Raw genomic sequence first — 10245 nt, 5'->3', positions numbered from 1 at the left:
CCTGTAAACGCACCGGCTGCTGTTGGTGCAAATACTACAGAGAACGTTGTTGAAGCACCGGCTGCTATCGAAGTTGAAGCAGGCGCTGTTAATTGAAACGGACCAGTGATTGCTGCTGTGCCAAGAGTAAGTGTTGCGGTGCCGGTATTTTTTATAGTGAATACAACAGCTGTACTTTGACTTCCTTGTAGAGTTGCAGGAAACGCATACGCTGTTCCATTACTTGTATACGCTGTTGCTCCCTGACTCACAGCAATTACAGGAGCTGTACCTGTTCCGGAAAGATTCAATATAAAAGGAGAACCTGCTGCATTATTCGGAAGCGTTACTGTACCTGTAAACGCACCGGTTGCTGTTGGTGCAAATACTACAGAGAAGGTTGTTGAAACACCGGCCGCTATTGAAGTGGTTGAAGGATCTGTTAATTGAAACGGACCTGTTATAGATAACGCACCAAGAGTAAGTGTTGCGGTGCCTGTATTTTTTATAGTGAATACAACAGCTGTACTTTGACTTCCTTGTACCGTTGCAGGAAACGCATACGCTGTTCCATTACTTGTATACGCTGTTGCTCCCTGACTCACAGCGATTGCAGGAGCTGTACCAGTCACAGAAAGGTTTAACGTAAACGTTTTAGTAGTCTGATCATTTGTTTTAATAAGTACTTTACCTGTATTTACACCGGCAGCAGTTGGTGTACCTGTGATGGTAAAGGTAGACGAAGCGCCTGCAGCGATCGGACTGGCAGGGCTCAATGTGCCGACCGCAAATAGTGCATCACCTGTAATAGATGTAATGATCAATGGAACTGCACCTGTATTTTTTATCGTGATAGTAAGTGTGTTTGCTGCAGTACCAACAAGTGCAGAGCCTGCCGACAATGCCGGACTGTTATTCGAAGATAGAACGGTTGTATTATTCAGAACCTGTATCTCCGGATTCAGGTCGGTGCGATTCAGATATTGCATGGCAACACCAACAAACACCAGCGGTGCATTCCAGTTGATCGCGATCTCATTGGTTGAGTAACTGCATTGCTGATCTAAATAAGACATCGCTTTGTTTGCAGAAGGATATAAAGCAGCACCACAATCGTTTCTGGCATCTGTACAAGGACCGCCTGCGATCCATCCCGGAACTGGATTAGTAATACCGTCTGAACCGGAGATACGATCGTGCGGATTCATTACCGGCTTGCTGCCAAGTCCGGATACAAAACAATAGGTTGTTGCATTGCGACCCAAAACATAATCCAGTTCGGAGATTGCTGTGTTTCCATACGTAATATCATTCGTTGCCAGGTATGCTGCCATACAGATCATCCCTTGGTTCAATGCAGTTGAATTGCTTCCCCAAACAAAATCTGCATTCCCGTTTGTGCCCATCCCCGTCTTGTAGGCAGAAGAACTTGTCTTGTGCGTACGAATCGGATTGGCAATAGCAAACAATTTATTTTTAATGTTTGTTGTATCCGCGTATCCAAGTGCTGTCAGATTTTTTCTGTGATGCACCAGCGACATCAAACCAAGCGTATTCACAGTAGGCCAGCTGGGCACACCATAAGTTGTGGTATTTTTGAAACTATTTGGATAATAGGAATTGTCTTTTGTTGAAATATACAATTCAGTTGCCGCCCACTCCTTTTCATCCCCTAAGTTGCCGTCTCCATATTCTCCGGTGGATATACCCGATGGATTGGTAAATGCTTTTGAAGGATTTGCAATGCCCCATGTGTATGCACTTTTAGCAGCAGTCAAACATTGATTGGCAAACGTTGGATTGTATGGAAGATAGACTCTGTATGCAACAGCCATTACGGCTGCAAAATCAAATGTTGCTGCAGTACCTTTACCAATCAGATAGCGCTGTGCCTGATCATCTGCAGGCATTTCAAACGGATCAAATGCAGCAGTTGTTTTTTTATGATAGACACCTCCATCATACGGATCCTGCATGGTCAGCATCCAATCCAGATTCCATTTTACTTCATTCAAAATATCCGGCGTACCATTTCCGCTTTCAGGTATATTCAAAGGAAGTGTATCGTAGTACGCTTGAAAATGTTCATACGAAGACATTAATGTAAACGTAGATATTCCTGAATTCACAACATAACAACCATAGTCGCCCGCATCGTACCAGCCTTTAGGAGACGACACCACTGTGTTGGCAGGTCTTCCCGGACTTGCGGCCGATGAGTGAATCATTACCTGTGTATCTGGGTGACCAGCAGCACGCGCATACATACCGCCATAAGCAGCAGTAATCGCAGTCGATGCACGCTTATAATAAAATCCTTTTAATACTGTTTTGGAAAGAATATTGAATACATCTGCATTGATAGAAAACGGAGGCGAGTAACCAACACCCGGCACATACAATACATAGGTACCTTCCGTTGTAAATGCAGTAAAATCTGCTGACCTCACCGTTTCGCTAGAAAAGGACCAGGTTGCTGAAGCTCCCAAAGTTCCCGTAAAATAAGTTGTTGCATGATCCAGTGATTGTACAGAAAAACTACCTGCTGCAGGATTGCCTGCAACAATTGCAATCTTCTCTAAGTTTGGATAAAAACCGATCTGATTTAAACGGATGTTGTAATTGATCTGCGCCTGAATGCGCAATGCTGAAATCATCAGACATAAAAAAAAGATTGTTTTGAACATCCTTATTGAAAATGCATTCATACCATATTTCAATGCAGTAATGTTCTGATTTTTGTGTTTTATTTTTTTCATGTATTAAACTTTTTCGGGGAAAGATTTTCAATGAATTCGATTGAGGAGTAAGGAGAGAATGCTTTTATTATATTACTATATAAATAAATAATATAACTATTTAAATATAATCAAAAATTAGTTAAAAGCCTGAATATTCATTCTGAATGTTCAAAAAGAAGACTTTAAATACAGAAAGTTGAATTATAGAAACAGTAAATACAGAAGTCGTAAGCAGAAAAAAAGATACTCTCTGATACCTTACTCTTTTATTAAAAAAATTCCAGAATCACTCATCTATGTTAAAGCGATTATGACTATAATAGTATTATTGCAATTTTATTTATTAGAATAGATAATGTTCATAAAATACTTTATCTAAATACCCTTGAAACGTAAATGCTTCTATACCAAATTTAAATCCACTCCTACTCATCATACTTCTGCCTACACGAAAAGAGTGTATGGCTTTATCAAATTGTTCTTTGGTAATATCTACATAGGTATTCTGTATAAAATCATAACGAACTACTTTACCTTCCGAATTAATAATAATTGCTAATGAAAGTTGTCCTACATGCGTGTCGATAGAAAGCGTGTTTTTTAAATATTGTATAAATTCATCGTATACATAAACATTTTCGTAGAGTTCGATTTTTTTATAGGCTTCATCTTTAGATAAAAAATGACGAATGGAATCTTCCATTGAATATTCTTTGATTGGCTTTCTTTTTATAATATAAGGAATTTCTTCTACCACGATTTTTTTGTCTATTTTAATTGCCAATGTCATCGATTGATGTGAATTTCCATCTTTATCAAACATTCCAGGTGCAACCTTGAATCGCAGCTGTGCTTTGTTATTATTATCGATCGGAACCACTGTGCCATTTTTTCTGACGTCTGCATTCTGATTATCTTTCAGATCAACATATAGCACATAATATTCATATGGATAAAGTGTATCTGAAGAAATCACAATGGTATATTCTTTTCTTTCAATAATACGTTCTGCTTGAACAGACAAAGCATACAAAAAGATCAGAGCACACAGAATATTTTTTATCATAATCAATAGAAACTATTTCGATACAAGATACAATTTATTTATACTTCTAAAATTTCTTTACATTATTTAGCTATAACAACATGTGCTGCTTACAGGGATGCAAGCAGCACATGTTAAAAATTTCATATAAGATATGTATATCGTTATCTTTTATGATGTTCAATCATCTTATAAAAATTTTCCCAACCTTTAGTCATCCAGGATCTATAACGGAGTCGAATTTCACCAAAAAGCACAAGCCATCGTATGCCCGCTTCTCTCGAGAAGCGGGCAATGAAAAGTATTCTATTTCTCATAACTACAAAAAATAAAATACGCTTAGACTTCTACCAATCCTGCAACCATGCCGCCAAGTGTATTCATGGCTTTACGCATTACCGCCTCTTCTACATTTGAATAATTCAAGCGCAACGTTTGCGTATCCGGATCGCTTGCATAAAATGCATCCCCGGGAACGAAGATGATGTTTTGTTCGATTGCTTTATCCAACAATTCACGCGCAGTAATTTCTTCAGGCAATGTAACCCAGGCAAACATACCTCCCTGCGGATGTGTATATTCAATGGTTGAAGGAAAGTATTGTTTCAGACAACTCATCATGGTATCCCGCTGGAACCGATACGTATCCTGAATCTTTTTAATGTGCGCATCCAATGAATACGCTGTTAAAAAGCGATATAGGATATGCTGCGTCAAGTTTCCGGAATGTAAATCGGATGCTTGTTTCATAATAGTAGCTTTGCGAATGATCTCTTCGCTTGCAACCATCCATCCCAGACGCAATCCGGGTGCAATGCTTTTAGAGAATGAACCAAGTAAAATTGTTTTTTCAGGTGCATAACTATACAAGGGCATCAACTCTTCTTCATCAAAGAATATATCTCCGTATGGATCGTCTTCTACAACAATGGTATTGTAGCGATTCAATACCTGCATTGCCTGCTCCCGAACTTCTGCACTATACCGGATGCCTGTTGGATTCTGAAAGTTTGGGATGCAGTAAAACAATTTGATCGCATTGGACCACAACTGTTCTTCCAGATCATCTACATCATCTGCATTCAATGTTACTTCCTGAAATTTCGGCTGAAACATAGACAGGCACTGTAAGGCACCTAAATACGTGGGACGTTCCATCAATACCTGATCTCCTGGATTGATAAATATTTTACCGATCAGATCCAATGCCTGTTGTGAGCCATTGGTGATCAATATCTGCTCGGGTGGTATGTCTATGCCATACCGCTGTCGATATCGATGAGAAATAAATTCCCGCAAAGGATAATATCCCTCGGTTGCCGTATACTGTAAGGCCTGCATTCCCTGCTGCTGAAATACCTGCGTTGCACATTGTTCTAATTCTTTCACCGGAAAGAATGCAGGATTTGGTAAGCCACCTGCAAACGAAGTAATGGCGGGGTTTGACGCTACTTTTAATATTTCTCGAATAAAAGATTGAGGTACGTGATTTACACGTTCTGCAAACATTTTTTCTGTTGTGTTCATTTTCGTTTTCATATATGTGTGTATTTAAATGGTGACAAATAAAAAAAAGACCTCCCGTTTTTCGGGAGGTCTTTCAAAAGATACATTCATGTATCCAATAGATCATACCACCCAGACTCGAACATAGACTGCCTTCACCGCGACTGCAAGAAGTGCGACTGAACATTTCGACGGATGTGTGTATGCTAAATTCATGATTCAATTATAAATGGTATAAAATAAAAAAGTCCCACTTTTTAGCGGGACTTTTCGATATATGGAGTTAACAAATATACCTATATAGCCCGCTTAACCGCGTGTTTCGCGACTGCTGAAAGGACTGGTAGAGTATATGTGCATGTTGTGTTCATATTTCAAAGGTAGAAATCTTTTTTTGAGTTTTACAAAATTCATGAGAAAATATTTTTCACATATTAATAAAACTCTATTTGCGTGCGTATAATGCACATTTCAAGATGTTCTTTTTGAAATTCAATATGTATACCCGTTGCTGATATACATTCAAAATACCCTTCTTCTTTATCTGTACAATTTTTATACTGTGTTTTCAGGTACATATAAAATTCTTCCGACAAATAGCCCCACGGTTTACGTTTACAGGATTCAAAAAATTCAATCGTTGTTGAGATTAACAAACCTTTTTCATCAAATGTGTAAGATATTTCTGCGGATAAAATGGAATCGCACAACACGCGGTAATATAAAAAATCATCGCCCTGAGCTTCTAAAATTGCTTTCTCTGTGCGCATTACATAAGCAATCGAATCGCCTAGCATAAATCCACGTATCTTCCCTGCTGATAAATCGGTCTTTGCTGCTATGCGTTTAAATCTTCCGGATGATTGCTGCAGAGAATCTATTTGTGCATATGCTTTATCACAGATACAGCATATACTTAAACAGAATAAAAAAAGAGAAATGGATTTATTCATTCTCAGGAGTAACCTGATTTGGGTACGTCTTTTTCAGCTCTCCCCGCTTGACCCCATCAATAAAATTCTTCCAGGCGAAGGGGTTGGTGAGAGATAAGGTCGGAGCAAAATATTGATTCTCTACAGATCTGGTTTGCTGCTGCAAATAATAACGGCTATTGGCAGCACCATCTGCACCCATGTTATACATCATGCGTTTCAATACCTGATCGTTCAAATTGTTATTCATATTGATCAAATGCTGTTCAGGTAACTTCAATGCCAGGAAAGCCTCTTTAAATAAGCGCTCTGTAGGCCATGGAGTAATTTCAATCATCGGCAAATACAATGTATCTTCCATAATTTCGATGATCACCGAAACCTTATCTTCTTGTGTAAAAGGAACAATAAAAAACTTTTCTTTATAACCAAGAGACTTAATTACTACACTATCGCCTGTCAATACAGCCATAGAAAAATAACCGATCGCGTTAGATACCGTACCGCGACCTTCCTTAGGTACATATACATATACACCAGGAGTACCAAAAGCACTATCGCCTGAAACAATTAACCCCGAAAATTGAACGATTTTTCTTGGACTTTGTGCCTGAGCGACTCCGCAAAGCATCATTAAAAAGATGCATGCTATAAACCCTATGATTGAATGATTTTTCAAATATGTAGTACAATTAGCCTTACAAGTTAAAAAATAACCTGCATCATTACTACTTAAGAACAGCATTTGTGCCGATTTATTGTTCAAAATAGGTATATACCACGAAGCATTTAGGTATATTTGCTTCAACGAATATACATGATACGATTAAAAACAGTTGATATTCAAAAAGGTTCAGAAATTCTGAAAGCCTTCAGCGACGAATCGCGGATCCGGATACTAAATTTAATTTTAGTGAACGATGAAATGTGTATCTCCGACCTGGAACTGATTTTAGATTATACACAAACAAAAACATCCCGCCACCTGAGTGTATTAAAAGGGATTGGTTTGTTGAAATACAAAAAATTAGACCAATGGGTATATTATTATATCAACGAAACGTACGTTGATATAATCAAACTATTATTCAAATTATTCGGAAAAGAACCTCAGCTGTATAAAGATATTCTTGAATACAGAACCCTTTATGCCAACAACGAGTTAGCTATACGTAAGCTACATATCCGGAAAAAAATATATAAAGTGCCGGATTTGTAAGTCTATTCCTGGGGCGATGCCCCAAGTTTACTTCTGGCGCGAGTCTTAGCGGAGCGGGACTCGTGTCCGGTATTTGGCAGTCTTTGACTGCGTTTGCTTAATAATCATGTAGTCAAAGACTACGAAATGATAGGCACGAGTCTGAAGACTGGCGCCAGATTACATTCAATAAAATATATAGCATTATGAAATTTAAAAAGCATGTTTTCATTTGCACCAATGAACGTCCGGATGGAAGAGAATGCTGTGGAGAAAAGCGCGGCATGGCTTTGGTTGAAGCATTTAAAAAAGAGATCAAAGAACGAAAACTGGCTGTTGAGATCCGCGCGCAACGCGCTGGATGTATTGACGTATGTGCACATGGGCCTGCTCTTGTTGTTTATCCCGAAGGTATTTTCTACGGCAAAGTTGAATTAACGGATGTAGTTGAAATTGTAGAAAATCATCTGGTAAACAATGTTCCGGTTGAACGCTTAAAAATTAATGTATAAGTATGCAAAACTATAAAACGGTTTTCTTTGATCTGGATCATACACTTTGGGACTTCACACAAAATTGTGCAGAGACGTTAAAAGAATTGTATCAGATTTATGAGCTGGAACAATTTGGTTTTAGTGTACCTGATTTTGAAAAAACATATCGCTACATCAATGACTCTATGTGGGAAGGTTATCACCACAATAAGATTACAAAAGAAGAATTACGAACAGAACGTTTTCCCCGAACATTCAAATTACTTGGAGTTGAAGAACATAAAGTACCTGTACGAATGGATACCCATTTTATAGAATTATGTCCAACCAAACCACACGTACATCCCAATACCTTTGAAATATTGGACTATCTGAAAACAAAGAACTATAATCTGCATATAATTACGAATGGTTTTTCTGAAACACAACATATTAAAATGAAACACTCGGGTTTGGAATCGTATTTTGAAACCCTGATCCATGCAGATCACACCGGATATAAAAAACCCGAACCTCAGATTTTTGAGTACGCACTCTCAACTACAAACAGCAGCGCCGACAAAAGTATTATGATTGGTGATGATCTGTATGCAGATGTATTGGGCGCAAAAAAAATGGGCTTCGGAAATGTGTTTTACAATCCGCACAAAAAAGAACACAGCGAAGACATTCAATTTGAGATCCATGATCTGATTGAATTGAAAAACATATTGTAATTTTTAATTCTTCGACACATGATAAACAAGTCTGTATATAGAAACGAACCGCTGGCACATTATGCACCCGGCTCAGCAGAACGTATTTCCATTCAGAAAAAAATAACTGAACTGAAATCCACTGAAATGATCATACCCATGATCATCAATGGGAAAGAAGTATTTACAGATACTCAACTCCGCATAGCTCCTCCACACGAACATGCTCATACACTTGGGTATTTCTGTGAAGGAAAAAGTATTCACGTATCGGAAGCCATTTCAGCAGCCTTACACGCCAAACATAATTGGGCTTCCAAATCATTGAAAGAACGTGCAGCTATTTTTTTAAAAGCAGCTGATCTGATCTCTACCACGTATCGTTCGGAGATCAATGCCGCAACCATGTTGGGGCAATCTAAAAATGTATATCAGGCAGAGATCGATTCTGCCTGTGAACTGATCGACTTCTTTCGATTGAATGTAAAGTTTGCGCATGAGATCGAAGCGATTCAGCCGCACTCACCTGAGGGCGTTCACAATCAGATGGTCTATCGTCCGCTGGAAGGATTTGTATTTGCATTAACGCCTTTCAACTTTACAGCGATTGCAGGCAACCTCCCATCTGCTCCCGCATTGATGGGCAATACCGTAGTTTGGAAACCGGCTTACACGCAGATCTATTCGGCTCGTATCATTATGAAAGTTCTGATGGAAGCAGGTCTGCCAAATGGCGTGATCAATTTAATTTATACAGACGGACCAACAACAGGTGACATCATCTTTCAGCACCGTTATTTTGCAGGCCTTCACTTTACTGGTAGCACAGCGGTATTCAAACACATTTCAAAAACGATTTATCAAAACATCGACCTCTATCAGAACTTCCCACGCATTGTTGGTGAAACAGGCGGAAAAGATTTTGTACTGGCACATGCAGACTGTGATATACAGGCCTTATCTGTTGCCTTGGTGCGCGGCGCATTTGAATATCAGGGACAAAAATGTTCTGCAGCTTCAAGAGCATATATACCCAAGAGCATCTGGCCTGAAGTAGAGCAACGTATTGTTGCCATGCTGCAGGAAATAAAAACCGGTTCGGTAGAAGACTTTTCTAATTTTGTAAATGCGGTGATCGATGAAAAAGCATTTGATAAAATCACTTCATACATCGATGCAGCAAAAGCTGATTCAGATGCAACCATCCTAGCAGGCGGCAGCTACAATAAATCAATTGGATATTTTATTGACCCAACCATCATCGTTACTAAAAATCCTTCTTATAAAACCATGAAGGAAGAGATCTTCGGTCCGGTGCTTACTATATATATCTACGAAGACAAAGAATGGAATCAGGTATTGCAATTGGTTGACACAACAACTTCGTATGCATTAACCGGAAGCATCTTTGCAAAAAGTGCTGCGGTAATCGAAGAAGTAAAAAAAGCACTGTATTACAGCGCCGGAAATTTTTACATCAATGACAAACCTACGGGTGCTGTAGTAGATCAGCAACCTTTTGGCGGTGCACGTTTATCGGGTACCAACGATAAGGCCGGCTCCATTCTGAACTTATTGCGTTGGGTGAGTCCGCAGGTGATCAAAGAAAATTTCACACCGCCGCACGATTACAGATACGATTTCATGAAATGATT

At 38.9% G+C, this 10245-nt stretch carries 9 protein-coding genes; 4 read left to right on the top strand and 5 right to left on the bottom strand.

Annotated features, from left to right (window positions below):
- The 5 genes from A3EE_RS21490 to A3EE_RS0115140 form a co-directional block, all read right to left on the bottom strand.
- The coding region (locus A3EE_RS21490) for a glycoside hydrolase family 9 protein (protein WP_157447049.1) at nt 1–2738 on the bottom strand (2738 nt) is incomplete at its 3' end.
- 325 nt (nt 2739–3063) lie between these two features.
- Nucleotides 3064–3786 carry a hypothetical protein gene (locus tag A3EE_RS0115155; RefSeq protein ID WP_018344289.1) on the bottom strand — a complete coding sequence of 241 codons (723 nt, stop codon included), beginning with the start codon at nt 3784–3786 and terminating at the stop codon, nt 3064–3066.
- Nucleotides 3787–4104: 318 nt separating this feature from the next.
- Entirely contained in the window at nt 4105–5304 is a 1200-nt protein-coding gene (locus A3EE_RS0115150; protein ID WP_018344288.1) for an aminotransferase-like domain-containing protein, read from the bottom strand.
- 401 nt (nt 5305–5705) lie between these two features.
- A complete protein-coding gene (locus A3EE_RS0115145; protein ID WP_018344287.1) occupies nt 5706–6224 on the bottom strand; it encodes a hypothetical protein in 519 nt (172 codons plus the stop codon).
- Nucleotides 6217–7011 (bottom strand): carboxypeptidase-like regulatory domain-containing protein, encoded by a 795-nt coding sequence (locus A3EE_RS0115140; protein ID WP_245553850.1) that lies wholly within the window; start codon nt 7009–7011, stop codon nt 6217–6219. Before A3EE_RS0115140 ends, A3EE_RS0115145 begins: the two co-directional genes overlap by 8 nt.
- Before the next feature lie 9 nt (nt 7012–7020).
- On the opposite strand from A3EE_RS0115140, the gene A3EE_RS0115135 reads away from it, so the two are divergent.
- The 4 genes from A3EE_RS0115135 (at nt 7021) to pruA (ending at nt 10243) form a co-directional block, all read left to right on the top strand.
- Nucleotides 7021–7422, top strand: a complete 402-nt coding sequence (locus A3EE_RS0115135) for an ArsR/SmtB family transcription factor (protein WP_018344285.1) — start codon at nt 7021–7023, stop codon at nt 7420–7422.
- A gap of 185 nt (nt 7423–7607) precedes the next feature.
- Nucleotides 7608–7913: a (2Fe-2S) ferredoxin domain-containing protein gene (locus A3EE_RS0115130; protein WP_018344284.1), complete on the top strand. Its 306-nt coding sequence runs from the start codon at nt 7608–7610 to the stop codon at nt 7911–7913.
- Between the two features lie 2 nt (nt 7914–7915).
- On the top strand, nt 7916–8611 hold the full coding sequence (locus A3EE_RS0115125) for a YjjG family noncanonical pyrimidine nucleotidase (protein WP_018344283.1): 696 nt from the start codon (nt 7916–7918) through the stop codon (nt 8609–8611).
- 18 nt (nt 8612–8629) lie between these two features.
- Nucleotides 8630–10243 carry an L-glutamate gamma-semialdehyde dehydrogenase gene (pruA, locus tag A3EE_RS0115120; RefSeq protein WP_018344282.1) on the top strand — a complete coding sequence of 538 codons (1614 nt, stop codon included), beginning with the start codon at nt 8630–8632 and terminating at the stop codon, nt 10241–10243.
- Nucleotides 10244–10245 lie beyond the last annotated feature (2 nt).

Origin of the sequence: Cytophaga aurantiaca DSM 3654 (genome assembly GCF_000379725.1) — a bacterium.
GTDB classification, from domain to species: domain Bacteria; phylum Bacteroidota; class Bacteroidia; order Cytophagales; family Cytophagaceae; genus Cytophaga; species Cytophaga aurantiaca.
Note: the sequence above shows the minus strand (reverse complement) of the source record. Positions and strands in the feature narration are given on the sequence as shown.

Coding starts and splice junctions, on each gene's coding strand:
- A3EE_RS0115150 (WP_018344288.1), bottom strand. CDS start 5,304: ATGAAAACGAAAATGAACACAACAGAAAAAATGTTTGCAGAACGTGTA.
- A3EE_RS0115125 (WP_018344283.1), top strand. CDS start 7,916: ATGCAAAACTATAAAACGGTTTTCTTTGATCTGGATCATACACTTTGG.
- pruA (WP_018344282.1), top strand. CDS start 8,630: ATGATAAACAAGTCTGTATATAGAAACGAACCGCTGGCACATTATGCA.
- A3EE_RS0115155 (WP_018344289.1), bottom strand. CDS start 3,786: ATGATAAAAAATATTCTGTGTGCTCTGATCTTTTTGTATGCTTTGTCT.
- A3EE_RS0115135 (WP_018344285.1), top strand. CDS start 7,021: ATGATACGATTAAAAACAGTTGATATTCAAAAAGGTTCAGAAATTCTG.
- A3EE_RS0115145 (WP_018344287.1), bottom strand. CDS start 6,224: ATGAATAAATCCATTTCTCTTTTTTTATTCTGTTTAAGTATATGCTGT.
- A3EE_RS0115130 (WP_018344284.1), top strand. CDS start 7,608: ATGAAATTTAAAAAGCATGTTTTCATTTGCACCAATGAACGTCCGGAT.